General features: G+C 71.9%; 21 protein-coding genes and 1 tRNA gene. 10 read left to right on the forward strand and 12 right to left on the reverse strand.

The window, feature by feature from the left end; all coding sequences use genetic code 11:
- Nucleotides 1-70: 70 nt before the first annotated feature.
- Nucleotides 71-1,123: a 3-isopropylmalate dehydrogenase gene (locus C4K88_RS01580; protein WP_104119873.1), complete on the reverse strand. Its 1,053-nt coding sequence runs from the start codon at nucleotides 1,121-1,123 to the stop codon at nucleotides 71-73.
- A 111-nt stretch (nucleotides 1,124-1,234) separates the two neighbouring features.
- On the opposite strand from C4K88_RS01580, the gene C4K88_RS01585 reads away from it, so the two are divergent.
- The 6 genes from C4K88_RS01585 (at nucleotide 1,235) to C4K88_RS01610 (ending at nucleotide 8,829) form a co-directional block, all read left to right on the forward strand.
- A complete protein-coding gene (locus C4K88_RS01585) occupies nucleotides 1,235-2,440 on the forward strand; it encodes a sensor histidine kinase (protein WP_104119874.1) in 1,206 nt (401 codons plus the stop codon).
- 204 nt (nucleotides 2,441-2,644) lie between these two features.
- Nucleotides 2,645-3,289 carry a LuxR C-terminal-related transcriptional regulator gene (locus C4K88_RS01590; RefSeq protein WP_241521689.1) on the forward strand — a complete coding sequence of 215 codons (645 nt, stop codon included), beginning with the start codon at nucleotides 2,645-2,647 and terminating at the stop codon, nucleotides 3,287-3,289.
- Between the two features lie 146 nt (nucleotides 3,290-3,435).
- The gene (locus C4K88_RS01595) at nucleotides 3,436-4,218 is read left to right on the forward strand and encodes an ABC transporter ATP-binding protein (protein WP_104119876.1); all 783 of its coding nucleotides are present in this window, start codon (nucleotides 3,436-3,438) and stop codon (nucleotides 4,216-4,218) included.
- Nucleotide 4,219: 1 nt separating this feature from the next.
- Entirely contained in the window at nucleotides 4,220-6,784 is a 2,565-nt protein-coding gene (locus C4K88_RS01600; RefSeq protein WP_104119877.1) for an ABC transporter permease, read from the forward strand.
- 62 nt (nucleotides 6,785-6,846) lie between these two features.
- Nucleotides 6,847-8,169 (forward strand): histidine kinase dimerization/phospho-acceptor domain-containing protein, encoded by a 1,323-nt coding sequence (locus C4K88_RS01605; protein WP_104119878.1) that lies wholly within the window; start codon nucleotides 6,847-6,849, stop codon nucleotides 8,167-8,169.
- Nucleotides 8,170-8,265: 96 nt separating this feature from the next.
- On the forward strand, nucleotides 8,266-8,829 hold the full coding sequence (locus C4K88_RS01610) for a hypothetical protein (RefSeq protein ID WP_104119879.1): 564 nt from the start codon (nucleotides 8,266-8,268) through the stop codon (nucleotides 8,827-8,829).
- Between the two features lie 65 nt (nucleotides 8,830-8,894).
- Here C4K88_RS01610 and metG read toward each other — a convergent pair whose 3' ends face one another.
- The 7 genes from metG to ilvD all read right to left on the reverse strand — a co-directional run bounded on the left by metG (nucleotide 8,895) and on the right by ilvD (nucleotide 18,749).
- Entirely contained in the window at nucleotides 8,895-10,469 is a 1,575-nt protein-coding gene (metG, locus tag C4K88_RS01615; protein WP_104119880.1) for a methionine--tRNA ligase, read from the reverse strand.
- 59 nt (nucleotides 10,470-10,528) lie between these two features.
- Nucleotides 10,529-11,458, reverse strand: coding sequence for an acetamidase/formamidase family protein (locus C4K88_RS01620; RefSeq protein ID WP_104119881.1), 930 nt, complete (start codon nucleotides 11,456-11,458; stop codon nucleotides 10,529-10,531).
- 26 nt (nucleotides 11,459-11,484) lie between these two features.
- A complete protein-coding gene (gene serA, locus C4K88_RS01625) occupies nucleotides 11,485-13,074 on the reverse strand; it encodes a phosphoglycerate dehydrogenase (RefSeq protein ID WP_104119882.1) in 1,590 nt (529 codons plus the stop codon).
- A 145-nt stretch (nucleotides 13,075-13,219) separates the two neighbouring features.
- Nucleotides 13,220-14,245 carry a ketol-acid reductoisomerase gene (gene ilvC / locus C4K88_RS01630; RefSeq protein ID WP_104119883.1) on the reverse strand — a complete coding sequence of 342 codons (1,026 nt, stop codon included), beginning with the start codon at nucleotides 14,243-14,245 and terminating at the stop codon, nucleotides 13,220-13,222.
- A gap of 52 nt (nucleotides 14,246-14,297) precedes the next feature.
- Complete coding sequence (ilvN, locus tag C4K88_RS01635; RefSeq protein WP_104119884.1) at nucleotides 14,298-14,810, reverse strand: acetolactate synthase small subunit; 513 nt, start codon at nucleotides 14,808-14,810, stop codon at nucleotides 14,298-14,300.
- A 2-nt stretch (nucleotides 14,811-14,812) separates the two neighbouring features.
- Nucleotides 14,813-16,690, reverse strand: coding sequence for an acetolactate synthase large subunit (locus C4K88_RS01640; protein WP_104119885.1), 1,878 nt, complete (start codon nucleotides 16,688-16,690; stop codon nucleotides 14,813-14,815).
- Nucleotides 16,691-17,045: 355 nt separating this feature from the next.
- Nucleotides 17,046-18,749 carry a dihydroxy-acid dehydratase gene (gene ilvD, locus C4K88_RS01645; protein ID WP_104119886.1) on the reverse strand — a complete coding sequence of 568 codons (1,704 nt, stop codon included), beginning with the start codon at nucleotides 18,747-18,749 and terminating at the stop codon, nucleotides 17,046-17,048.
- Nucleotides 18,750-19,003: 254 nt separating this feature from the next.
- On the opposite strand from ilvD, the gene C4K88_RS01650 reads away from it, so the two are divergent.
- Complete coding sequence (locus C4K88_RS01650; RefSeq protein ID WP_104119887.1) at nucleotides 19,004-19,459, forward strand: hypothetical protein; 456 nt, start codon at nucleotides 19,004-19,006, stop codon at nucleotides 19,457-19,459.
- 27 nt (nucleotides 19,460-19,486) lie between these two features.
- Here the strand turns inward: C4K88_RS01650 and C4K88_RS01655 are convergent, their stop codons facing one another.
- The gene (locus C4K88_RS01655; protein ID WP_104119888.1) at nucleotides 19,487-20,452 is read right to left on the reverse strand and encodes a 2-hydroxyacid dehydrogenase; all 966 of its coding nucleotides are present in this window, start codon (nucleotides 20,450-20,452) and stop codon (nucleotides 19,487-19,489) included.
- 152 nt (nucleotides 20,453-20,604) lie between these two features.
- Between C4K88_RS01655 and C4K88_RS01660 the strand changes: the two genes are divergently transcribed.
- From C4K88_RS01660 to C4K88_RS01670, 3 genes are all read left to right on the forward strand, one after another.
- Nucleotides 20,605-20,677 (forward strand) — tRNA-Lys (locus tag C4K88_RS01660).
- 118 nt (nucleotides 20,678-20,795) lie between these two features.
- Entirely contained in the window at nucleotides 20,796-21,509 is a 714-nt protein-coding gene (locus C4K88_RS01665; RefSeq protein ID WP_104119889.1) for a hypothetical protein, read from the forward strand.
- Between the two features lie 96 nt (nucleotides 21,510-21,605).
- Nucleotides 21,606-22,082 carry a VOC family protein gene (locus tag C4K88_RS01670; RefSeq protein ID WP_104119890.1) on the forward strand — a complete coding sequence of 159 codons (477 nt, stop codon included), beginning with the start codon at nucleotides 21,606-21,608 and terminating at the stop codon, nucleotides 22,080-22,082.
- A gap of 88 nt (nucleotides 22,083-22,170) precedes the next feature.
- Here C4K88_RS01670 and C4K88_RS01675 read toward each other — a convergent pair whose 3' ends face one another.
- The 3 genes from C4K88_RS01675 to C4K88_RS01685 all read right to left on the reverse strand — a co-directional run bounded on the left by C4K88_RS01675 (nucleotide 22,171) and on the right by C4K88_RS01685 (nucleotide 24,820).
- Nucleotides 22,171-22,359, reverse strand: a complete 189-nt coding sequence (locus C4K88_RS01675; protein ID WP_104119891.1) for a DUF2795 domain-containing protein — start codon at nucleotides 22,357-22,359, stop codon at nucleotides 22,171-22,173.
- A 71-nt stretch (nucleotides 22,360-22,430) separates the two neighbouring features.
- Nucleotides 22,431-23,234, reverse strand: coding sequence for a glycosyltransferase family 2 protein (locus tag C4K88_RS01680; protein ID WP_241521653.1), 804 nt, complete (start codon nucleotides 23,232-23,234; stop codon nucleotides 22,431-22,433).
- A 53-nt stretch (nucleotides 23,235-23,287) separates the two neighbouring features.
- On the reverse strand, nucleotides 23,288-24,820 hold the full coding sequence (locus C4K88_RS01685) for a PfkB family carbohydrate kinase (protein WP_104120287.1): 1,533 nt from the start codon (nucleotides 24,818-24,820) through the stop codon (nucleotides 23,288-23,290).
- Nucleotides 24,821-24,830: the final 10 nt, after the last annotated feature.

The following is a 24,830-nucleotide window of genomic DNA, read 5'->3' on the forward strand; positions in this document are numbered from 1 at the left end:
CACGCGGCTCGGCCGCCGTCGTCCGTCGGTGGTCAGTGCTCCGGCACTGGGTTAATGATGTGTAACCACCTTAGGACACGGCTGCTGCAATAGCATCGCCGACGGCGGAGGTGCTCCGGGCACCCGAGCGCCCGGCGATGTCCTCCTCGACGGCCCGCTCGATCCGGGCCGCGTGGTCGCCCAGGCCGAGGTGCTGCAGGAGCAGCGCCGCGGAGAGGATCGCGGCGGTGGGGTCGGCGAGCTGCCGGCCCGCGATGTCCGGTGCCGAGCCGTGCACGGGTTCGAACATGGACGGCGCGGTGCGGTCCATGTTGAGGTTCGCCGACGCGGCCAGCCCGATGCCCCCGGTCACGGCGGCCGCCAAGTCGGTCACGATGTCCCCGAAGAGGTTGTCGGTGACGATCACGTCGAAGCGCGACGGGTCCGTCACGAGGAAGATCATCGCGGCGTCCACGTGCAGGTAGTCGTGGGTCACCTCCGGGAACTCGGCGGCGACGGCCTCGACGGTGCGCTTCCACAGGTGGCCCGCGTACACGAGGACGTTGTGCTTGTGTACGAGCGTCAGCTTCTTCCGGCGCGCGGCGGCCCGCCGGAAGGCGTCCCGCACCACCCGCTCGACGCCGTGCGCGGTGTTGAGGGACACCTCGGTGGCCACCTCGTGGGGTGTCCCTCCGCGCAGTGTCCCGCCGTTGCCGGTGTAGGGGCCCTCGGTCCCCTCGCGGACGACGACGAAGTCGATCACCCCGGGATCCGCGAGGGGACCGGGCACGCCCGGGTAGAGCCGGGAGGGCCGCAGGTTGACGAAGTGGTCGAGGGAGAACCGCAGTCTCAGCAGGAGCTCGCGCTCGATCAGTCCGGAGGGGATGCGGGTGTCTCCGGGGGCAGCGCCCACCGCTCCGAAGAGGATGGCGTCGTGGCCCCGGAGCCGCCCGAGGGTGGCCTCCGGCAGCGTCTCCCCCGTGGCCAGCCAGTGCTCGGCACCGAGCGGGTACTCGGTGAGGGCGAGCTCGACGGCGCTGCCGAGCACCGCGCGCAGCACCTTGACGGCCTCGGCGGTCACTTCGGGTCCGATCCCGTCTCCGGGGATGACGGCGAGGTCGATACTGCGGGGTGCGTCAGTCATGATCCCAGCGTAGGAAAGCGCCTCTGACGGCAACAATCCGTCCGCAGGGTGAGACGGCTCCACCCTGGGTCTGATGTGTGCGGCGGAGCGCCCGGCCTAGAGTGGGACCCCATGGACATCCACCTGCGGCTGGCGCACTGGGTCCGCACACACCCGCGAACCCTCGATGCCTGCCTGGTGCTGGCGATCCTCCTGGGATTCGTCCTGCCCTTCGCCGCCGGCGGTACCGAGGGGTACACGCTGATCGTCGTCGTGTCCGTCGCGCTGGCCCTCCCGCTGGTCTGGCGCCGCTCGCGCGTCCTCCTCTCGGCCGCGCTGGTCGCCGGCGTCTCCGTCCTGCAGCTGGTCACCGGGATCGAGCCGGTGCCTGCGCAGTTCGTCATCCTCATCACGCTCTACACCCTCGCCGCGCACGGTCCCCGCTGGGCCGGCCTCGCCGGCCTGGGGCTCGCCGCGGCCGGCACGGGGATCGGCCTGGTGCGGTACGCGTCCCTGCTCGGGATCGGCCCAGGGGCATCTGTCCTCACCACCCTGCCGCCGTTCCTGATCGTGCTGGTCCTGGTGGAATCGCTCGTGCTGCTCGCCTGGACACTGGGCGATCTGTCCCGCGCACGCCGCCTGACCTATCAGGCCCTCGAGGACAGGGCGCGTCGGCTCGAGGTCGAGCGGCAGCAGGAGAGGGATCTGGCGGCGGCCGACGAACGCAGCCACATCGCCCGGGAGATGCACGACATCGTGGCCCACTCCCTCTCCGTGATCATCACCCAGGCGGACGGCGCCCGGTACGCCAGCGCGCAGACCCCGGAGGTCGCCGTCCGGACCCTCGGGACCATCGCCGACACCGGGCGGGGCTCCCTCCGCGAGATGCGGCGCCTGCTCGGGGTGCTGCGCGGGGACGAAAGCGCATCCACCCGCCCACTGCCGACGCTCGGCGACGTCGACTCCCTCATCCGGTCGGTCCGCCGGTCCGGGATCGGCGTCGCATGCCGCCGGAGCGGCAGGCCGCACGGTGAGCTGCCGCCCGGCGCGGAACTCACCGCCTACCGTGTGGTCCAGGAAGCGCTCACCAACGTGCTTCGGCACGCCGGGGCGGCCACCACCGCGGACGTGCTGCTCGACCACGGTCCCCGTGGGCTCAGCATCACCGTCGACGACGACGGCCGGGGCGCCGCGGCGGATCCCGCCACCGCCGGTGCGGGCCAGGGGATCCGCGGCATGACGGAGCGCGTCCGGCTCTACGACGGCACCGTCACCGCCGCGCCCCGCACCGGCGGCGGCTACCGGGTGGAAGCCTTCATCCCCTATACCCGGACCTGAGACACCTGCAGACCCGAGGCGCGGCATCACCCCGCGCCGTCAGCCGAGGAGACGACCCCCAGCATGGACAGCACCACCGAGACCAGAGCGCCGTCCGCCGGCCACCCCGCGGCGGGGACGGCCGACGCGACGGGGACAGCCGACGCAGCGGTGATCCGTGTCGCGATCGTGGACGACCAGCACCTGGTGCGCAGCGGCTTCGCCATGCTCATCAACTCCCAGCCCGACCTGCGGGTGGTGAGCGAGGCGGCGACCGGCGACGCCGCGGTGCGGGCGTTGGCGGCCACGCCCGCCGACGTCGTCATGATGGACGTCCGCATGCCCGGCATGGACGGCATCGAAGCCACCCGGCGGATCCTCGCCGATCACACCCCGCCGGCGGGAGGGCGCGCCACGGGTGCCGCGGCCGGCCCCCGCATCGTGGTGCTGACGACGTTCGACCTCGACGAATACGCCCTGGCCGCCATCCATGCCGGGGCCAGCGGTTTCCTCCTGAAGGACGCGCCGCCCGAGGAACTGCTCGAGGCGATCCGGACGGTGCACCGCGGGGACGCCGTGATAGCACCCTCGACGACGCGCCGCCTGCTCGACCACGTGGCACCGCTGCTGCGGCAGCCCACCCCCGAACAGCACGCCCACGCGGAGGCGGTGGCACGGCTCACCGTCCGCGAGCGCGAGGTGTTCGGGCTCATCGCGCAGGGCCTGTCGAACCCGGAGATCGCCGCGAAGCTCTACCTCTCGGAAGCGACGGTCAAGACCCACGTGGGACACATCCTGGCCAAGCTCGAGGCACGGGACCGCGTCCAGGCCGTCGTCATGGCGTACGAGACGGGTATCGTCCGGCCGTGACGCCCGACCCGCAGGTCCGCGGCGCGGCCATGGACCTGCGGGTGGAGGCCGGGGCCTCTGCCTCATCCCACGGGAGGAGTTCCCGGCCCGGCAGTCCCGGACCCCGCGCCGATCCGCCCGCCGGCGGGCGTCCCTAGCGTGGAGGCATGACCTCATCGACGACATCGACCGACCTTCCCGGGGCGATCCCGGGCTTCCCGGCCCCCTGCGGCGCCGTCTCCGCGCGCGCCGTGTCCAAGAGCTACGGCCGGGGCGAGACCGCGGTGCACGCCCTCCGCGACGTCTCCCTCGACTTCGAGCCGGAACGCTTCACCGCCATCATGGGTCCGTCCGGATCCGGCAAGTCCACCCTCATGCACTGCCTGGCCGGCCTGGACAGCATCGACGCCGGCCGGCTGTGGATCGGCGACACCGAGATCACCGGGCTCCCCGACGCCGCCCTGACCCGGCTGCGGCGCGACCGCGTCGGCTTCGTCTTCCAGGCCTTCAACCTCGTACCCACGCTCACCGCGGAGCAGAACATCACGCTGCCGGTCGCGCTGGCCGGCGGCACGGTGGACACCGCCTGGCTGCAGCGGATCTCCTCCTCGCTGGGCCTCGACGACCGGCTCTCCCACCGCCCGCACGAGCTCTCCGGCGGCCAGCAGCAGCGGGTCGCCGTCGCCCGCGCCCTCCTGACCCGGCCCGATGTCATCTTCGGGGACGAACCCACCGGCAATCTTGATTCGGTGACGGGCGGCGAGGTGCTGTCCCTGCTGCGGCGGAGCTGCAGCGAGATGGGCCAGAGCATCATCATGGTCACGCACGACCCCGTCGCCGCGTCCTACGCCGACCGCGTGGTCCTCATGAAGGACGGCGCCCTGGTGGGCGAGCTCGAGCAGTCCACACCCGAGACCATCCTCGGCGCGCTCGCCGCGCTGGGAGCCTGACATGCTGCAGGTGGCCCTCGCCCAGGTCCGGACCCATGCCCGGCGCTTCCTCGCCGTCGGCCTCGCGGTGATGCTCGGCGTCGCCTTTCTCTCCGCCACCCTCATGGTGGGCGCGACCACGAAGGCCAGCCTCGGCGAGAGCATCGGCGCCTCCTACGCGAAGGCGGACCTGGTGGTGACCGCGGAGGACGGCGGTCCCGTCCCGGCCGGCCTCACCACCGATCTCGCGTCGATCCCCGGGGTGGACGCCGTCCACGGCCTCGAACGGGCCTACGGTGAACTCACCACGGGCTCCCAGGACTCGCTCGCCGTCCTGACCACGACGGCCACGCCCCGCCTCGAGACCGCGATCGTGACCGCGGGGTCCTACCCCTCGGGCGCCGGCCAGGTGGCCCTGGACGAGGTCTCCGCGGCCCGGCTCGACGTCGCCCCCGGCGACACGGTGGCGCTCGACGCCGGTGCTCCCGCCACCGCGCCCGGCAGTGCGCCCGGCAGTGCGCTGACCGTCACCGGCCTCACCGCGGCGAGCGTGGACCCCTCGCTCGCCGGCGCGGTGCAGGTGCTCGCCTCCCCCGCCGTGGTGCGGGAGGCGACCGGCGGCGAAGTAGCGTTCCGCAACGTGCAGCTCGCCCTGGCGCCGGGCGCCGATCCCGGCGAGGTGCGCGCCTCGGTCTCCTCCGTCGTCGAGGCGGCCCCCGCGGCCGACGGCGCCCCGCTGGTGGTCCGGACGGCGGCGGAGCAGACGGTCGCCGACGTCGCCGCGTTCTCGAACGGCAGCGACGTGCTCACCGGGGTGCTGCTGGCCTTCGCCGCCGTGGCGGTCCTCGTCGCCGGGCTCGTCATCTCGAACACGTTCTCGGTCCTCGTGGCCCAGCGCACGCGTGAACTCGCCCTCCTGCGCTGCATCGGTGCGGAACGGCGCCAGATCCGCACCGCGGTGCTCCTCGAGGCAGCGATCGTGGGGCTCGTGTCCGCGATGTGCGGCGTGCTGCTGGCCGCCGGCCTCATGGGAGCCCTCGTGGCCCTGGCCCGGCGGACCGACCACGGCTCCTTCGCGGTCCTCGCCGTGCCGGTCCCAGCCGTCGTCGGGGGCATCGCCGTAGGTCTGCTGATGACGCTCCTCGCCGCGCTCGTCCCGGCACGCGCCGCCACCCGGGTGGCGCCCCTCGCAGCGCTCCGGCCCACGGAGCCGCCGGTCCCCGGACGCGGCAGCGGCCGTGTCCGGCTGGTCGCGGGCCTCGTGGCCGTCCTCGGGGGCGGGGCCCTGCTGGCGCTCGGCGCGCTGTCCGTCGCGCTCGTCCCGGCCGTCGCGGGTGGCGCCGTCTCCTTCCTCGGCGTCCTGCTCCTCGCCCCGCTGTTCGTGCCGCGCAGTGTTGCCGCGGTGGGGAGGATCGCCCGCCCGCTGGGCGTCCCCGGCGTCCTGGCGTCGCTCAACGCCGTCCGGAACCCCGCGCGCACGACGGCGTCCTCGGCCGCCCTGATGGTCGGCGTCACCCTCGTCACGATGATGATGGTGGGAGCCCAGACCTCCCGGACGTCCTTCGAGCGGGAACTGGACCGGAACTACGCCGTCGACCTGCAGGTCTCCGGCAGCGCGTCGGACCCGCAGGCCCGCCTCGACCGCCCCGCGCTGCTGGAGGTGGACGGCGTGCGGACCGCCGTCGAGCTCACGCCGGTGATGCTCACGGGCGCGCAGGACGGCGGGCAGGTGGTCTACGCCGTGGACCCCGGGGAGCTCGCCGGCGTCCTGCGCGGGGACGGCGCCGCCCTCACCGAGGGGATGGTCCTCGCACCCCAGACATGGACGCAGACCGCCGTGACGCTCGAGGGCGGTGGCGGCCCCGCGACGCTCCCCGTCACGGCCGTCGACGCCGTCGTCTTCCAGCCGCTGATCACCACCGCCACGGCGGAGCGGCTCGGCGGCACCCCCGAGGACGCCCTGGCCGCCTATCTCGGCACCACCGGGGAGTCCCCGGCGGAACCGCTGCCCGCGGGGACGACCCTCGCTGATCACCTCGGGACGCTGTTTTGGCTCCAGCTCGATGCGGCGGACGCCGCATCGGTGACGGACATCCAGGCGCGGATCGTCGACGTCACCGGCGTGTCCGAGTACCAGGTGACGGGGGCGGCCCTCGAGCGGGTGGCGTACAACGAGGTCATCGACGTCCTGCTCCTGATCGTCACGGCCCTGCTGGCCGTCGCCGTGCTCATCGCCCTGATCGGCGTCGCCAACACGCTCTCCCTGTCCGTGCTCGAGCGGCGCCGGGAGAACTCGCTCCTGCGGGCCCTCGGCCTCACCCGGGGCCAGCTGCGCGGGATGCTCGCCGTCGAGGCGGTCCTCATGGCGGGCGTCGCGGCGGTGCTCGGGACCGGCCTGGGCGCCGTGTACGGCTGGCTCGGCGCGCAGTCCGCGCTGGGAGGACTGGCTCCGGTCATCCCGGCGGTGCCGGTCGGGCAGATCGCGGGGGTCCTCGCCGTGGCCGTCGGAGCGGGCCTGCTGGCCTCGGTGCTCCCGGCACGCCGCGCGGCCCGGCTCTCCCCGGTCGCCGGGCTCGCCGGCGACTGACGCCCGCCGCGGCGTCCTCACCGGTGGCTCTACCTGCCGCCTATATTGGGAGCATCGCAGTCGTGGCCGGAGAGGACGCCGTGGAGCAGGACGAACCAGCAGGGGACGACGGCGGAGCGCTCGCCGTCGTCGCCGCCTCCGCGCAGGACGGCGAGGCCCTGCACCGGGTCCTCTCGGGGGGCGGGTACCGGGCGCGGATCGTCGCCGACGGGGCGTCCGTCCTGGACGAGGTCCTCGAGGCCGGACCGGACATCCTGCTGGTGGACCTGCCGACGGCCCTCGCCCACGTGGACCTGCTGCCGGGCATCCTCCTCCGGCATCCCGCGCTCGCGACGCTGCCCGTGATCCTCCTCCTCCCCGTGGACTGGACCGGGGAGACCCCGGAGTCCCTCGGCCGGGCGGTCTCCGACGTCGTCTTCCTCCCCGTGCGCCCCGCCGAACTGCTCCACCGCAGCTCCGCGGCCATCGCCCGGCGTCGGCGGCACCTCGCACAGCGGGCATCCGCCGGGCACCTGCGGGAGGACATGCGGGGCATCTCCGCCGATATCCGCGCCACGAACGATCCGGCCGTCATGGTCGATGCCCTCCTGCCCGGCGTGGGCCGGGCCCTCGGCGCGCACCACGTGGCGCTGCAGGTCTTCGACGACGGGCGGGTCGCCGCCCACGGCAGCAGCTGGACCGACACCGCGGGGGGCGCGCGGGCGGTGCTGGCCGCGCCCGGACGCGAGCATCAGGAGGATGCGCTCCCGCTGGCGCTGGCCCTCTGGGAGGAGAGCGCCACCGCCACCTTCAGCACGGGCTCCGGGGCGGGGCCCGACGGCGGCACGGGCTCCGGGGCGGGGCCCGACGGCGGTAACGCCCCGGCGCCGGACTGGCTGCGGAAGAGCATCGCCGGGGCGTGCACGGTGCACGGCGTGGTCGCCGCAATGGGCGAGGGAGACACGCCGTTCGGCCTGCTGTGGATCATGAGCGAGGAACAGCCGCAGGCCTTCTCCGGCGTGGCGGGCGCGCTGACCCAGCACGTCCTCGGGAATCTCGCGCACGGACTGATCCAGGCCCAGCTCATCGCACGCCAGCAGCAGGCGGTGCGGAAGCTGGAGGCGCTCAACCGGGCCAGGATCGACTTCGTCGGTACCGTGAACCACGAACTGCGGACCCCGCTCGCGTCGATCGCCGGCTACCTGGAGATGATCCTCGACGGCGTCGGCGGCGACCTGCCGCCGGAGGCGCACACCATGCTGCAGGCCGTCGAGCGGAACACCGCCAAGCTGAGCGGACTGGTCGAGGACATCTCGGCGCGGTCCTCCCAGGAGTCCGACGCCCCGGGGCGCGGACCCGGGGACCTCGTGCATCTCCTCAGTGATGTTCCCCTGGAGGAGCCCTGACGCCGCGCTCGGCCGGACCGCTCGCCCCGTCATGCTTCCGCTGCCGGAACACGCTGCCGTAGGGTGAGGTGCTGACATCCGATGGAAGGAACACCCATGACGAGCGCCCTGAACGGCGTCCCGGGGACGCGGCTGGACCTCGACACCCTCCTGCCCTACCTGGACCTCCACCTCGCCGGGGCCACGAACGGCGTCCGGCTGTTCAACGCGGCGCGGATCTCCTGGGCGGGCACGTCGTACGAGGCGGAGTTCACCCGGATGCGGAAGGAGATCAGTGATGAGCGCACGTACCTGAAGAAGCTCATCAGGACCCTGGGCCACCGCCCCAGCCGCATCAAGATGGGCTTCGCGCGGGTGGCGTCCGTGGTCGCCGAGTTCGATCCCCTGAACCCCCTGCGCCGCAAGGCGACCGCCGGCGCGCAGCTGGAACTCGAGGCCCTCCAGTCGCTGCTCCGGGGCAAGGAGGCACTGTGGCTCACGCTCCTCGCCCTGCCGCCGGGCGCGACGGCGGGGCCCGGGCGGCCCGGGTTCGACCGCGCCGCCCTCGAGCGCCTGCTGGCCGCCTCGCGCGAGCAGCAGGACGCCGTCACCCGCGTCATGACCGAGACCGCCCCGGCCCGGTTCATGGTCTGCGAGGCCGGCGGGTCTGCCAGGCCCTAGGCCGGCCGGACCTGTCAGGCCCTGGGGCCCTAGGGCTTGACCGGCCCCGCGGCTGGCCGGCCGTGTCAGGCCGGAGCCGGCTCCTCGTACTTGGGGAACACCGGCGTCGGCGCGGGCAGGGCCGTGCCCGGCTGGATCCGCTCGCCGAGGGCGCTGAAGAGGCGGCGGGAGTCGTCGCTCTCCTCCCCCTGGCCGAGGGCCGTGAGGATCCGCCCGGCGCTGATCGGCATGACTGGCTGGGCGAGCACGGCCACCACCCGGAGCACCTCCAGGGTCACGTACAGGACGGTCCCCATGCGCTCCGGGTCGGTCTTGCGCAGGACCCACGGCTGCTGGTCCGCGAAGTACGCGTTGGTGTCGCCGAGGACGGCCCACACGGCCTCGAGTGCACGGGAGAACTCCTGCTTGCCGTAAGCGGCGCGGCTGGCCTCGAGCAGGGCGTGGGCGCGGTCGAGGATCTCCGTGTCGGCGGGGCTGAACTCCCCCGGCTGCGGCACGGCGCCGCCGCAGTTCTTCGCGACCATCGACAGCGACCGCTGCGCCAGGTTGCCGAAGTTGTTGGCGAGGTCCGCGTTCATGCGCCCCACCACGGCCTCGTGGCTGTAGGAGCCGTCCGCGCCGAACGGCACCTCGCGGAGGAGGAAGAAGCGCACCTGGTCCAGCCCGTACTGCTCCACCCAGTCCGCAGGTGCCACGGTGTTGCCGAGCGACTTCGACATCTTGACGCCCTTGTTGTGCAGGAACCCGTGGATCATGACGCGCTTCGGGAGCTCGAGTCCGGCGGACAGGAGGAAGGCGGGCCAGTAGATGGCGTGGAAGCGGGAGATGTCCTTGCCGATCACGTGGACGTCGGCGGGCCAGAACTTCCGGAAGCGCTCCGAGTCCGTGTCCGGGAAGCCGACGCCGGTCAGGTAGTTGGTGAGCGCGTCCACCCACACGTACATGACGTGGTCCGGGTTGCCGGGCACGGGGACGCCCCAGTCGAACGTGGTGCGGCTGATGGACAGGTCCTCGAGGCCACGGCGCACGAACGAGATGACCTCGTTGAAGCGGGACTGGGGTGCACCGAACTCGGGCTGCGCCTCGTAGAGGTCCAGCAGTTTCTGCTGGTAGGCCGAGAGCCGGAAGAAGTAGCTCTCCTCCTCGGTCCAGGTGACCTCGGTGTCGGTCTCCGTCGCGTACCGTACGCCGTCCTCGCGGACCTCCGTCTCGTCCTCGCCCCAGAAGGACTCGTCGCGCACCGAGTACCAGCCGGCGTACTTGTCGAGGTAGATGTCGCCGTTGGCCTCCATCCGCTGCCAGATGGCGGTGGCGGCGACATAGTGGTCCGCGTCGGTGGTGCGGATGAACCGGTCGTAGGAGGTCCCGACGACGTCGTTCATGTCCCGGAACGCCAGCGCGTTGCGCGTGGCCAGCTCGCGGACCGGGACGCCCTCCCGGTCCGCGGCCTGCTGCATCTTCAGGCCGTGCTCGTCCGTGCCCGTGAGGTACATGACGTCGTAGCCGTCCAGCCGCTTGAAGCGCGCCATGGCGTCCACGGCGATCGTCTCGTAGGCGTGGCCGATGTGCGGCACGCCGTTGGGGTAGGAGATGGCCGTGGTGATGTAGAACGAGGGCTTCTCGTCGGGTGCGGGAGTCACCCTATGAAATTACCCCGCGCGGCCCGCATTTGCCCAAGCGTGCGGCGCCGCGGACCGCATCAGGTGACGCCGACGGCGTCGAGCCCGAGCACCGCATGGACGCCCCACGTCCGGTTCGCGATCTGCGTGACGCGGAGGTCGACGACCGTACTGGCCAGGGCCAGCGCGGCCTTCCGCTCCAGCCCGTGCAGGTGCTGCAGCCACGTCAGCATGGCGCCGAGGGCCTCCGCCGTCGCCCGGTTGAGGTCCGCGTCGAAGCCGAAGGTGATGCGCGCCGTCGGCGTCTCCGCGTGGATCCCCGGGACGGGGGCGTCGTGGAGGACGTCGACGGTGAGCGTCGTCGTCATACCGCACTCGATGGCTGTGCCGCCGACCTCGCCGTCGCCCTGCGCCGCGTGCCCGTCGCCGAGGTGGAGCAGGGCGCCGGGCACGGTCACCGGGAGGAGGAGGGTGGAGCCCGCCGTCAGTTCGCGGCAGTCGATGTTCCCGCCGCCGGCCGCGCGCGGCGGGGTGGTCGAGTGCTCGCCCGGCTCCGCGGGCGGCAGCCCGACGACGCCGAGGAACGGCGCCAGCCGGACCACGTGCCCGTACTGGTTCGTGCCCGTGCCGGCGTCCCGGTCGAGGTCCCAGAGCAGCCAGGCCGGCTCCGTCCCCTCGAGCCCGAGGCTCCGCGCGAACGCGTCGTCCCGGCGCCCGGCCACCGTGAAGCCCCAGTCCGCCGGCTCGAGCGCGTCGAAGCGGACCGCGAGCACGTCGCCCGGCATGGCCCCGGCGACCTCGATCGGCCCGGTGAGGGCGTGCCCGCGCCGGTCCGGGAACCGGTAGGGCGTCACCGCGCCCGGCGTGGTCTGCCGCTCGAGGTGGCCGGCCGCGTCCAGCGACCCGACGACCACGCGGTCGCCGGGCTCGACCCGGAGCACGGGCGGGGTGTCCCGGGACAGGACCTGCGTGGCGGTCGCCGGCGTCGCCGGCAGGTGGTGCACGGTCATGCGCGTCCTCTCGTGGCTGCCGGCGCTCAGTCCTGCAGGTCCACCTCGCGGGCCACGGTGGCGCCGATCTCGGTCCGGATGGCGTCGAGCACGTCCTGCGGCACGGCGCTGTCCACGGTGAGGAGGGACAGCGCCTGGCCGCCCTCCTTGCTCCGGGCCACCTGCATGCCGGCGATGTTGACGTCCCGCTCGCCCAGGAGCCGGCCGAGCGTACCGATCACGCCGGGGCGGTCGGTGTAGAGGATCACGAGGAGGTGCTCGCTGATGGGGATCTCGAGGTCGTAGCCGTTGACGCCGACGAGCTTCTCCACCTGCTTGGGCCCGGTGAGCGTCCCGGCCACGGAGATCTGGCTGCCGTCGGACAGCGCCCCGCGGAGGGTGAGCACGTTGCGGTACTCCTCCGACTCGGCGGTGGTGATGAGGCGGGAGGTGATGCCGCGCTGCTCGGCCAGGACGGGGGCGTTGACGTAGGACACCTGCTCGGAGACGACGTCGGTGAAGACGCCTTTGAGGGCGGCGAGCTCCAGGGCCTTGACGTCGAGGGACGCGATTTCGCCCGCCACGACGATGTCGATCTGCGTGAGGGAGTCGTGCGTGAGGGCCGTGAAGATTCGGCCGAGCTTCTCCATCAGCGGGATCCCCGGGCGCACCGCCTCGTCGATCACGCCGCCGGCCACGTTGACGGCGTCGGGCACGAGCTCCCCGGCCAGGGCGAGCCGCACGGATTTCGCCACGGAGATCCCCGCCTTCTCCTGGGCCTCCTCGGTGGACGCCCCAAGGTGCGGGGTCACCACGACGCTCTCGTGCGCGAAGAACGGGAGGTCCGTGCTGGGCTCCTGCACGAAGACGTCGACGCCGGCCCCGGCGATCAGCCCCTGCTCCAGCGCGGTGTGGAGGGCCTCCTCGTCGACCAGCCCGCCCCGGGCCACGTTGACGACGTACGCGGTGTCCTTCATGAGGGCGAAGGCCTCGGCGCCGAGCATCCCGACGGTCTCGGGGGTCTTCGGCATGTGGATGGTGACGAAGTCCGACTCGCGGAGCAGTTCCTCGAGGGGCACCAGGCGCACCCCGAGCTGAGCGGCGCGGGCCGAGGTCACGTAGGGGTCGTAGGCGAGGATCTGCGTGCCGAAGCCCTGCAGCCGGGCCGCGACGAGGGCGCCGATCCGGCCGAGGCCGATGATCCCGATGTTCTTCTCGTACAGTTCCGAGCCGGAGTACTTCGAGCGCTTCCACTCCCCCGCCTTGAGCGCGGCGCTGGCCTGCGGGATGTTCCGGGCGAGGCTGAGGATATGGCCCACGGTGAGTTCGGCGGCGGAGATGATGTTCGACGTCGGGGCGTTCACGACCATGACGCCCGCCTGCGTCGCGGCCTTGATGTCCACGTTGTCCAGGCCCACGCCGGCGCGGGCGATGACCTTCAGCTTCGGCGCGGCCCGGATGGCCTCCGCGTCCATCTGCGTCGCCGAGCGCACGAGCACGGCCTCGACGTCGGCCAGCGCGCCGAGGAGCTGGGAGCGGTCGGCGCCGTCGGTGCTGCGGATCTCGAAGTCCGGGCCCAGTGCTTCGACGGTGGCGGGCGAGAGTTCTTCGGCGAGGAGGACGACGGGCTTGGTCACTGGGGGTTCCTTCGGTATGGGAGGGATCAGGCGAGTGCGGACGGGGTGGGGCGGACCGTGGCCGGAGGCGGACACGACTCCGGCAGGACACCTGCTCGTCGCTGAGCATCGAACACGTGTCCTGCCGGGGGCGGGGCTGCCGGCGCTAGCGCGCTACGGAGCCCTCGGTGTAGTCGTCGTTCGTCTTGATCCAGGAGAAGAGCTTGCGGAGCTCGCGGCCCGTGCTCTCGATCGGGTGGTCCTCGCCCTTCTTCCGGAGGGCGGTGAACTCGGGCGCCCCGGCGTCCTGGTCGTCGATGAAGCGCTTGGCGAAAGCGCCGTTCTGGATGTCCGCGAGGACCGCCTTCATGTTCTCCTTCACCTCGGGCGTGATCACGCGGGGGCCGGAGACGTAGTCGCCGTACTCGGCGGTGTCCGAGACGCTCCAGCGCTGCTTGGCGATGCCGCCCTCGACCATGAGGTCGACGATGAGCTTGAGCTCGTGCAGCACCTCGAAGTACGCGACCTCGGGCTTGTAGCCGGCCTCGGTCAGCGTCTCGAAACCGTACTGGATGAGCTGCGAGGCGCCGCCGCACAGCACGGCCTGCTCGCCGAACAGGTCCGTCTCGGTCTCCTCCGTGAAGGTGGTCTCGATGACACCGGCCCGGGTGCCGCCGATCGCCTTCGCGTAGGAGAGCGCCAGGTCGCGGGCCGTCCCGGAGGCGTCCTGCTCGACGGCGATGAGGTCGGGGACGCCGCGGCCCGCCTCGAACTCGCGGCGGACGATGTGCCCGGGTCCCTTGGGTGCCACGAGGGCGACGTCGACGTCCGAGGGCGGCTGGATGTAGCCGTAGCGGATGTTGAAGCCGTGCCCGAAGAACAGGGCGTCGCCGGCCTGGAGGTTCGGTGCGATGTCCTCCTTGTACACGTGCCGCTGCACCTGGTCGGGGGTGAGGACCATGATGAGGTCGGCTTCGGCGGTCGCGTCGGCCACGGAGAGGACCCGGAGGCCCTCGGCCTCGGCCTTGGCGCGCGACGCCGACCCTTCCTTCAGTCCGACGCGCACGTCGACGCCGGAGTCCCGCAGGCTCAGCGCGTGGGCGTGGCCCTGGCTGCCGTAGCCGATGACGGCCACGGTGCGGCCCTGGATGATGGAAAGGTCTGCGTCGTCGTCGTAGAACATCTCGGTCACGGGTGTTTTCTCCTTGGGTGGATGGTGCTGGGAAGGTCTTGGATGGAGCGGGTCAGGCGCTGCGGAGAGCGCGATCGCTCATCGACTTGGCGCCGCGGCCGATCGCGAGCGTGCCCGACTGCACGATCTCGCGGACGCCGAACGGCTCGAGGACGGACAGGAGCGCCGCGAGCTTCTCGGCGGTGCCGGTCGCCTCGATGATCAGCGAGTCGATCGCGACGTCGACGACGGACGCGCGGAACAGGTCCGCGGCCTGGGTCACCTGGAGGCGCGTGGCGGCGTCGGCCCGCACCTTGATCAGGACGTGGTCGCGCTGTACCGACTGCTCGGTGGTCAGCTCGACGATCTTGATGACGTTGATGAGCTTGTTCAGCTGCTTGGTGACCTGCTCGAGGAGATCGCCCTCGGCCTCCACCACAACGGTGATGCGGGACATGCCCGCGACCTCGGTCGGTCCGACGGCGAGGGAGTTGATGTTGAACGCGCGCCGCGCGAACAGGCTGGCGACGCGGGTCAGGACGCCGGGGACATCCTCGACGAGTACGGACAGGGTGTGGCGTGCCATGGTCAGTCCTCCTGCTCCCAGGTCGGGGTCATGTTGCGGGCGATCTGGATGAGGTCGTTGCTGACCCCGGCGGGCACCATCGGCCACACCATGGAGTCGCGGCTGACCACGAAGTCGATGACGACGGGGCGGTCGCTGATCGCCAGCGCCTGCTCGATGGTGGCGTCGATGTCCTCGTCCCGCTCGCAGCGCAGGCCCACGCAGCCGTACGCGTCGGCGAGCTTCACGAAATCGGGCACGCGGACGGTGTCGTGGCCCGTGTTGAGGTCGGTGTTCGAGTACCGGCCCTCGTAGAAGAGGGTCTGCCACTGCCGGACCATGCCGAGCGAGGAATTGTTGATGACCGCCACCTTGATGGGGATGTTGTTGATGACGCAGGTGGCCAGTTCCTGGTTGGTCATCTGGAAGCAGCCGTCGCCGTCGATCGCCCAGACGACGCGGTCCGGGTTGCCCACCTTCGCGCCCATGGCGGCGGGGACGGAGTAGCCCATGGTGCCGAGGCCCCCGGAGTTCAGCCAGGCGTGCGGGCGCTCGTACTGGATGAACTGCGCGGCCCACATCTGGTGCTGGCCGACGCCGGAGACGAAGACGCCCTCGGGCCCGGTGAGTTCGCCGATCCGTTTGATGACCTGCTGCGGCGCGGACAGGCCGTCCTCGGGCTGGGCGAAGCCCACAGGGTAGGTCTCGCGCAGGTGGTCGATGGTCCTCCACCAGGCGGAGATGTCCGGGCGGTCCTGCGCGAAGGCCTCGCGGACGGCGGCCGTGAGTTCCGGGATGATCTCCTTCACGGAGCCGACGATCGGCACGTCGGCGGTGCGGTTCTTTGAGATCTCGGCGGGGTCGATGTCGGCGTGGATCACCTTCGCGTGGGGTGCGAAGCTGGCGAGCACACCGGTCACGCGGTCGTCGAAGCGCGCGCCGAGGGTGATGAGCAGGTCCGACTGCTGGAGCGCCGTGACGGCCGAGACGGAACCGTGCATGCCCGGCATGCCGACGTGCTGCTGGTGGGAGTCGGGGAAGACGCCGCGGGCCATGAGGGTGGTGACCACGGGGGCACCGACGAGTTCGGCGAGCTCCAGCAGTTCCTGGGAGGCATGGCCCTTGACCACGCCGCCGCCCACGTAGAAGACGGGACGCACCGATTCGCCGATCAGCCGGGCGGCCTCGCGGACCTGCTTGGCGTGGCCGCGCAGCACGGGGCGGTAGCCGGGGATGTCGACGCGCGGCGGCCACGAGAAGGTCATCGGCGACTGCTGGGCGTCCTTGGCGATGTCCACGAGCACGGGGCCCGGGCGGCCGGTCGTGGCGATGTGGAACGCCTCGGCGAGCACGCGGGGGATGTCCTGGGCGTCGGTGACGAGGTAGGAGTGCTTCGTGATCGGCATGGTGATGCCGACGATGTCCGCCTCCTGGAAGGCGTCCGAGCCGATGAAGGCACTCGAGACCTGCCCGGTGATGGCGACCATGGGCACGGAGTCCATGTGGGCGTCGGCGATGGCGGTCACGAGATTGGTGGCGCCCGGCCCCGACGTCGCGATGCAGACACCGGGGCGGCCGGTGACCATGGCGTAACCCTGGGCCGCGTGCCCGGCCCCCTGCTCGTGCCGGACGAGGATGTGCCGCAGCTTCGTGGACGCGAGGAGGGGATCGTAGGTGGGGAGGATGGCCCCGCCGGGAAGGCCGAAGACGTCGTCGACGCCGAGTTCCTCGAGGGAACGGACGATCGCCGCCGACCCGAGCATCTCGGTGGGGGCCACGACCCTGTTGGGGCCGCGGACGGAACTCGCCGGAGCGACGGGCGCGGACTCACGCGCAGGTGCTGCGGGAGGTGCTGGCCTTGCTGCCACCAGCGCGGGGCTGATGGGCGATCCCTTGGACATCTCGGACTTCCTTCGGAACGTTCGCTGCACTGCTGCAACTGTGACTGCGGGCTTCCGCGCGCGCTTCCCTGTCGACGGGGTGTGTCAACAAAAAAACCCCTCGGCCTTGTGGGCTCTGCGAGGGGTTGCGCGTGACTGCAGTCGTCTACTGGACGGGCTTCAGGCCACGCGCTGTATAAGAATGACGACTACGGGTTCGGGCTGCATACCTGTAGTTTCCTCGCCCCCGGGAAAGGGTGTCAAACGGTCCCCCGCCTGTCTCACATGGTGGACAAGCAGTCCAGTTAGTGGACATTAACCCCGAGCCGGGGAGCCCACCGGGAGGTCGCGTCCTCCCGGTGGGTCCTGATCGGCCTCAGCCGCAGTAGGCCCCCTCGGAGGCCGAGTGGACGAGCTTGGCGTACTTCGCCAGGACGCCCTTGGTGTAGCGGGCGGGCAGCGGCTCCCAGCCGACCCTCCGCTCCAGGAGTTCCGCCTCGTCGACCAGGAGGTCGAAGCTCTTCGCGGCGATGTCGACGCGGATGCGGTCGCCGTCCCGCACGAAGGCGATGGGACCGCCGTCGACCGCCTCCGGGGCCACGTGCCCGATGCACAGGCCGGTGGTACCGCCGGAGAAGCGTCCGTCCGTCAGCAGGAGCACGTCCTTCCCCAGCCCGGCACCCTTGATGGCGCCGGTGATCGCGAGCATCTCGCGCATGCCGGGGCCGCCCTTCGGCCCCTCGTAGCGGATGACGACGACGTCCCCGGCGTGGATCCGGCCGGCGTCGAGTGCGTCGAGGGCGCCCTGCTCGCGCTCGAAGACGCGCGCGGTGCCCTCGAACACGTCGGCGTCGAAGCCGGCGCTCTTGACCACGGCACCCTCGGGCGCCAGCGACCCGTGGAGGATGGTGATCCCGCCGGTCGAGTGCATCGGATCGTCGAGGGCGCGCAGGATCTTGCCGTCGAGGTCCGGCGGGTCGATCTCGGCGAGGTTCTCCGCGAGCGTCTTGCCGGTGACCGTGAGGCAGTCGCCGTGCAGCAGGCCGGCGTCGAGGAGCGCCTTCATGATGACCGGTACGCCGCCCACCTTGTCGACGTCGAACATGACGTAGCGGCCGAACGGCTTGAGGTCGCCGAGGTGCGGGATGCGCTCGCCGATGCGGCTGAAGTCCTCGAGCGTGAGGTCCACCTCGGCCTCGCGGGCGATCGCCAGCAGGTGCAGGACGGCGTTCGTGGAACCGCCGAAGGCCATGGTGACCGCGATGGCGTTCTCGAAGGCCTTCTTGGTCATGATGTCGCGCGCGGTGATCCCGAGGCGCAGGAGGTTCACGACGGCCTCGCCGGACTTGTGGGCGAACGCGTCGCGTCGACGGTCGACGGAGGGAGGAGCGGCTGATCCGGGCAGTGACATGCCGAGGGCCTCGCCGATGCAGGCCATGGTGTTCGCGGTGTACATTCCGCCGCAGGCGCCCTCGCCGGGACAGACGGCTCGTTCGATGCTGTCGAGGTCCTTGAGACTCATGGTGCCGGCTGCACAGGCTCCCACGGCTTCGAAGGCGTCGATCAGCGTGACTTCCTTCTCGGTCCCGTCCTCGAGCTTCGCGAAGCCCGGCATGATCGTGCCGGCGTACAGGAACACCGAGGCGAGGTCGAGGCGGGCCGCCGCCATGAGCATGCCCGGCAGGGACTTGTCACAGCCCGCGAGGAGCACGGAGCCGTCGATGCGTTCGGCCTGCATGACGGTCTCGACCGAGTCGGCGATGACCTCACGCGAGACGAGGGAGAAGTGCATGCCCTCATGACCCATCGAGATGCCGTCCGAGACGGAGATGGTGCCGAACTGCATGGGGAAACCGCCGCCGGCATGGACGCCCTCCTTGGCGCCCTGCGCCAGCCGGTTGAGGGACAGGTTGCACGGCGTGATCTCGTTCCAGGAACTCGCGACGCCGATCTGCGGCTTGGCGAAATCGTCGTCACCCATGCCCACCGCACGGAGCATGCCGCGGGAGGGGGCAGCATGGATGCCGTCGGTGACGATGCGGCTTCTGGGCTTGATGTCTGGTGTTGTGTCCGCGCTCATAGGGGAGAGTCTAGGCCTGCGTTGCGCGCAGGTTTCCCCATATGACCGGCCTGTTACAGCCGTCCGTGGGCCCGGACGCGACGGTCCGCCGACCGGCGGCGGGGGCCCCCGGCCGAGGGCGTGGTGCCTCGTCCGGACGGCGACCGCTCCGGTACAGTGTGGACTTCGCGGGCGAATCAGCAGCCCGCCTGGCGCACCGCGAGCAGTCCCGTGAGGGGCCGAGTCCGCCAGTTTCCTACCGCAACGGCCGTGATATGACCCCCGATGAGCCCTCCTCCTCCCGGCACCCGCTCGACGGCGGCCAGGGCCTGAAGCACGCTCTGCGCCGGGTCTTCGACTCACAGATCCCGAACTACGGCGACTACAACCTCGTGTTCGCCGTGCAGGCGGGCGGGCGCGACCCCCGGGCGGCCTACGTGGTGGGCTACCGGTGGAAGCCGGCCGAGCTGATGATCGCCCCGGTGGACCTCGCCGGGATCACGGGCGCCGGCGTGCCCGTCGAGGTGAACATGACCAACCTGGCGCACGCGCTGCAGTGGGACGAGGACGGCAGCTTCGAGGTGGGCACGAGCACCGGGCGCATCTTCCGGTTCGGTGTGACGGCCTCCCCCGTGCTCGACGTCGGTCCCGGCACGCCGCTGCACCTCGCCCAGCACGAGGACGTGACGGACTTCACGTCCTTCATGGAGGCCTTCATCGGGATGTCCTGAGCCTCCCGTCCCGCCCGGTGCGCAGGATCAGGCCCAGGGACCGCGCCGCACGAGGTTCTCGGGTTCGGCCCCGCGGCCGAGGAGCTCGACCTGCCGGCGGAGCAGTGCGAGGATCCGCGGCGGGAAGGCCCCGGTGTTACCGCCCACGTGCGGCGTGATGATCGCGCCCGGCGCACCCCACAGCGGGTGCCCCGCGGGCAGCGGCTCCGGGTCGACGACGTCGAGCGCCGCCCGGAGCCGGCCCGCGACAACCTCCCGGGTCAGGGCGTCGGTGTCGACGACGGCCCCGCGGGCCACGTTGACGACGAGCGCGCCGTCGGGCAGCGCCGCGAGGACGTCCGCCCCGATCAGCCCGAGCGTGGCGTCCGTGAGCGGCGTGATCACGATGACGACGTCGTGAGCGGGCGCGAGCCGGACGAGTTCGTCGCTGCCGTGGACGTGCCCCCGGGCGTCGTCGCGCGCCGTGCTGCCCACGCGCGTCACGGTCACCTCGAAGGGAGCGAGTCTCCGGCGGATCTCCTCGCCGATCCCGCCGACCCCCACCAGGAGGACCCGCCGGTCCGCGAGGCCCGGGTAGCGCGCGCTGTGCCAGCGGCCCTCGGCCTGCTGCCGGACGGCGTCGTCGATCCCCCGCAGTGACGCGAGGGCGAGGCCGACGGCGAGTTCGGCGGTGGCCGCCGCGTGGACACCGGCGGCCGTGGCGATGGCGACGCCCGGACCCACGAGGTCGGGCACGCCGTCGTAGCCCGTGGACTGCGTCTGCACGAGCGCGAGGTTCGCCGCGGCGTCGAGCGCTCCGTCGAGGTGCGCGCGTCCCGTGTACGGGAGGACGACGGCGTCGAGCGCGGCCGGGTCGCAGCCCTCGGGCGGGGCCTCGAAGTCCCACAGCACCACGCGGACGCCGGGCGAGACGCCGGCCAGGGCGTCGCGCAGGTCGGCGGAGGGGACGCTCAGGGTGCGGACGGTCGGGGGCGCGGCGGCGGGGGTCGTCATGGCGACAGCCTAGCGCCGCACCGGATCCGGGCCGTCCGTGAGGGTGCCGGGCGGCACCGCTCCCCCGGTTTCAGGTTTCGGGCAAAGTGCTGGTAGAGTTTCATGCTGTTGCGGATGACCCGGACGGCACGAAAAAGCCGGGAAAACGCTACGCACCTCTAGCTCAATTGGCAGAGCAATTGACTCTTAATCAATGGGTTCCGGGTTCAAGTCCCGGGGGGTGCACATCGAAGCCCCGTCCTTCAGGTCTCGCCGCCTGGGGGGCGGGGTTTCGTTTTGCCATCAGCCCGCCCTGCCGGCCGATGTCCTCGTGAGGCTGCGGCGGCGGGCCTACGATGGACGCGTGAACGATCTCCTCTCCTTCGTCGGGAGCTACTGGTGGCTGGTGTTCCCGCTCTCGGGTGTCTTCGCGATCTGGGGGAAATCGCTGTCCGAGGCGACGGAGCGGCGGCACCAGCGCAAGATCGAGCTGTATCGGCTGAAGCACCCCGGCGGCGCACTCCCTGCGCCGCACGAGGCCCCGGTGCCCGCCGCGAAGAAACCCACTCCGACGAGGACCCAGCTCGAGCACGTGCAGCGCATGCACGACGCCGTGGACCGGAAGTGGCTGACCTACGAGCTCGACGCGGCGAAGCTCATCGACTACCCCATGATGACCGACGTCCGGGAACCCCTCACCGTGGCGTTCCTGCGGGCCAAGCGGGAGGCGGACGCGCTGCGGCCGGAGCCGTCCTCCCGCGTGACGTCCGAGGACCTCGCGGCGTACCGGTCCGCCGTGACCTCGTACGACGTCGCCTTCCAGATCGCGGAGACGGAGGCCCGACGGGTCCGGACGAGCGGGTTCACCACCGAGGAGCGGCAGCGGCTGGAGACGGCCCGCCGGCTCGTGACCGTGGCGATCGACGACGCCGCCACGGCCGCCGAACGCCAGACCGCCTATCGTCGGGCCCGCCGCGAACTCGACGGCCTGATCGTGCTGCCGGATGCCACGGTCACCTCGCTGGAGGAGAAGGTCGCCGGGGCGATCGGGCAGCGCCGGGAGCCTCCAAGGCCCTGACCTCCGCGAAGCCCTTCCCGGTCCGGCTTTCGGGGACGATAATCGCTCCGTCCAGCACAGAGCGATGGCGGACGCCATCCGAGGAAAGGCCACCCCATGGCAGCGATGATCAACTCCTACCTCAGCTTCAGGGACACCGCGAGGGAGGCGATGGCGTTCTATCAGTCGGTGTTCGGTGGAGACCTCGCCACCAGCACCTTCGCGGAGTTCCAGCTCAGTGAGGACCCGGCGGAGCAGGACAAGATCATGCACTCCCAGCTCACCACCCCGACGGGGCAGGTGCTGATGGCGTCCGACACCCCGAACGCCGAGGAGTACGTGGCCCCTGCCGGTCACTCGCTGTCGATCAGCGGCGATGACGAGCCGGAACTGCGCGGATACTGGGACGCGCTGGCCGGCAGCGGACGGGAGACGATGCCGCTCGCCAAGGCACCGTGGGGCGACTGGTTCGGCATGTGCGTGGATCGGTTCGGCATCTCCTGGATGGTGAGTATCGCCGCGGCGCCCGGGGGTCCCCGGGGCGAGGCGGCCTCGGCGCCGGTCGACACCGCGGGCGCGGCCACGGGCGTCTAGCAGGATCCGGCCGGGTCCAGCGCGGTCGGGCCGACCGCCTGGGGCGGCGGAGGGCACACCGTCCGGCGTGCCCTCCGCTGCCCGGGTGCTACTTGGATGCTTCCTTGTTGACGTCCGTCGGCGAGTCGAACTCGCGGTCGGGCAGGTTCTGGAGAGTCTCGAGGACCGAGCCCTCGGCCCCCTTGTCCTTCGCGTGCCTGACGAGGTCCTCCTTGGACGCCGGGTAGTCCACGCCGCCCAGGGCCTTCTGGATATCGATCGGGCTCGGATCTGCCATGTGGTGCTCCTTCGATTCGATGGTGTCGGATTCTGCTGCTGGTGGTGCCTTCCGGTGCGGAAGCGCCACCGTCACTGGCCCAGGATCTCCCGGGCAGCGTCTGTGTCACGGTCGACCACCGTGGTGGGTGCCTCCAGGTGCACGGCACCGGAGGGGATGATGCCGGCGCCGCCGTAGCGCTCCATGACGCGCCATTGGGCGGCCACGTCCTCCCCCGCGTGCCCGAGCGGCAACCGGTCCCAGAACTCGAACCCGCCGCAGTCCACGAGGGCCCGGCGGTCGAACAGGACGCAGCCGCCCACCCAGGCGACGTGGTACAGCCGCCACTCGCCGGGCGGGACGGCGAGCTCGGCGGCCGCGTGGGCGAGATTGGCGGCGTTGTGCAGGGGCCACCGCGCGAAGCCGTCCGTCCCCGGGCGGATACGCTCGGGCCGCACCTCGTTGCCCGGCCAGAGCTCGAACGCGCTGCGCTCGTGCGGCCGGGAATCATCGAGGTAGGACAGCCCCTGCACCGCGGAACCCACGAACCCGCACCCGGCGGCCTGCAGTGCCCGGCTCATGCGGTCGAGCGAGCCCGGTTCGAGCCAGACGTCGTTGTCCAGGAAGAGGACGGACGGCGCACTCGCCAGGCCCAGCAGGAAATTCCGGTGCTCGGCGAGTCCCCGGCGCGGCAGGTGCCGTTCGAGCCGGACGGGCCGGCCCTGCGCCTCGAGGACCCGCACCATCGCGCGGACGGCCGGCTGCCGGATCGCGGCCTCACCCTCGGTCTGGTCGCTGAGGATGACGCGGAACGCCGGCCCCTCCTGCCCGGCAAGGCCCGCCAGCGTGACGGCGAGTTCGGCGGGACGCCCGAAGGAGGGGATCAGCACGTCCACCACGGGCTCCTCGGGCGGAGGTTCGAGTGCCCACTCCCCCGACCACCGCACCGTCACGGCGCATCCCCCGCCGAGGGCGTGGCGCGGATCCGGCGGACCACCTCCGCGGTAGAGCGCTCGGGCACGTAGTCGAGGATGCTCACGCGTCCACCGCAGGCCTCGACGGCGGGGGCCTCCTCCAGCATCTGTGCGGTGTAGTCGCCCCCCTTGGCATAGATGTCGGGCTTCAGCTGCTCGATCAGCGGCACCAGGGTGTCGGTCGAGAAGACCGTGACGTAGTCGACGCAGCTGAGCGAGGCGATGATGCCCGCGCGGTCGGCGATCGGGTTGATGGGCCGGTCCGGGCCCTTGAGCCGCCGCACGCCGTCGTCGTCGTTCAGGGCGACGACGAGGACGTCTCCGAGCTGCTTCGCCTGGTCGAGGTAGCGCGTGTGCCCGCGGTGCAGCACGTCGAAGCAGCCGTTCGTGAGGACGATCCGCCGGCCCGCGGCGCGGTCGGCGGCCACCTTCCGCAGCAGCTCGTCCGTGGGGAGGGCCGTGTCCGCGAACTGCTGCAGATGACCCGTGAGGTCCGCCGTCGTGCACACGGACGTGCCGGGGCGGTGGACCACCACGTCCGCTGCGGCCTGCGCGAGGTCGAGGCTCGTGGCGAGCGGGAGTCCCGCGGCGCGGGCGACCGTGAGGCTGGCGACGAACGTGTCCCCCGCCCCCGAGGCCTGCTTCTCGGTGGCGGGCCTGGCATAGGTGCGGTGCTCCTCACCGTCCGGTCCCAGCAGGACCGTGCCGTCCCGGTCCAGCGTCACGACGACGCTGGCCGCGTTGGTCGCCGCGAGCAGTTCGCTGCGGCGCGCCGTCACGGCGGCGGCGCGGTCGGTCCGCGCGTCCAGGCGGGTACCGAGGACCTGGGCGGTCTCCTGCGCGTTCGGGGTGACGATGTCCGGGTGCAGTGCGGACCATGCCGCGGTGTCATGCGCGTCCACCACGACCACCGCGCCGGGATCGAGGGTGTCTCGGCGCGCGAGGGCATCACGGACCTCCCCGCCGAGCGCGCCGGAGCCGTAGTCGCAGACGATGACCGCATCGGCGCCCGCGACCGCGCCCGGGATGCGCGCGGCCAGCGCGTCGGTCGCCGCCGGGGGCAGGCCCTCCTGCGTGTCGTCGAGCCGCAGCATGACCTGGTCCCCGCCGAGGATCCTGTACTTGGTGGTGGTGGAGATGCGCGGGTCACGGAGGAGATGCGTGGTGTCCACTCCCGCGTCCTCGAGGATGGTGCACAGGCGGCGCCCGGCGTCGTCGTCGCCGATCAGCCCGCACATCCGGACGCGGCCACCGAGGGCGGCGAGATTCACGGCCGTGTTCGCCGCGCCGCCGGCTGCGTACTCGCGGCGGGTGATGTCGACCACCGGGGCCGGGGCCTCCCGGCAGAAGCGCTCGATCGTGCCGCTCCACCAGCCGTCCAGCATCGCGTCCCCGACCACCGTGACGGCCGGTGCGCGGTCGGCGATCGCCCCCGGGACCCAGGCCGCGAGACCGCGCACCTGTGCCAGCTCCCCCGGGTCGTCCCCGTCCTCCGGAACGGCAGCCATGGAGTCGCGG

Origin of the sequence: Arthrobacter pityocampae (genome assembly GCF_002927275.1) — a bacterium.
Classification (GTDB): Bacteria; Actinomycetota; Actinomycetes; order Actinomycetales; family Micrococcaceae; genus Arthrobacter_D; species Arthrobacter_D pityocampae.